Raw genomic sequence first — 969 nt, 5'->3', positions numbered from 1 at the left:
GGACCAACGCTAGCGCCTTCGGCAACGGCAGCAGCAACATTGCGACCGGCGTCAACTCCAACGCGACCGGCGACAACATGTTCGATCTGGCGGGCCTGTTGGCGATGGTCCCGACGTTCGACGCGGAGAGCGTGGCCCTACTTGAAAGCTATCTGGACCGCCGGTTTCCCGCTTGGCGTCAGAACGCGCAGGGCGACGCGGCAGGGGGGCAGCGCCGCACGGCGGCGAGCAGCAAAATGACGGCGGAGGAGGCCTATCAGATCCTTGGCCTGCAGCCGGGGGCGGGGCGCGACGACATCAGCCGGGCGCACAAGTCCCTGATGAAGAAACTCCATCCCGACCAGGGGGGCTCGAACTATCTCGCTGCCCGTGTAAACGAGGCCAAGGATACTCTGCTTCGTACGCATAACGGCTAACTCCGGCACCACGCCACAAACGCCCGTACCGTGTGAGCTCCGCTTGCTCCGTTTGCCGTCGCCCCGATGCCCGCCATTTCGGCGTGGTCGATCCCTTGAGCAAAGTTTTAACCCTAAATTCTTGACGAGAGGTTGTCGCGGATCAGCCTTGTCACGAACAGCGCCCGCGTCATCGCGTCCCAAAACGAAAATGCCCGCGCTAGGCGCGGGCATTTTCGTCTCAAAACGGCAAGGAGATCAGTTGCGGACGGTGATGCAGGAGATCTCGGCGCGCTTCAGGGTGCGACAGACGGCTTCGGCCTGATCGCGCTCGAGGCCGGCGAAGCGGGCGCGGTAGAGCTTGCGATTGTCCTTTGCGACGACTTCGGTGAACGGATCAGCCTTGCTGAGCAGGCCGCGGGCCGAGTTGCGCGCGGCGTCGATGCGGTGCTGCGCTTCATTCTCGCTCTCGAGCGCGCCGACCTGGACGATCCAGCCGCTATGGGTGGCGACCGGCTTGGTGGTGGCGCTCATCTGGACCGGCATCGGATCGGCGGAGGCAAGCTTCGGAGCG

2 protein-coding genes are annotated in these 969 nt (G+C 64.3%); one reads left to right on the top strand and one right to left on the bottom strand.

Annotated features, from left to right (window positions below):
• A partial coding sequence (locus MOV75_RS39605) for a DnaJ domain-containing protein (RefSeq protein ID WP_247008280.1) occupies positions 1-416 on the top strand: 416 nt, incomplete at its 5' end.
• Between the two features lie 237 nt (positions 417-653).
• Here MOV75_RS39605 and MOV75_RS39600 read toward each other — a convergent pair.
• On the bottom strand, positions 654-969 hold a 316-nt coding region (locus MOV75_RS39600), incomplete at its 5' end, for an SPOR domain-containing protein (protein ID WP_247008278.1).

This window comes from Bradyrhizobium sp. PRIMUS42, from assembly GCF_023006515.1.
Taxonomy (GTDB): Bacteria; Pseudomonadota; Alphaproteobacteria; order Rhizobiales; family Xanthobacteraceae; genus Bradyrhizobium.
The sequence above is the reverse complement of the archived record's forward strand: the minus strand, read 5'-3'. Positions and strand labels throughout refer to the sequence as shown.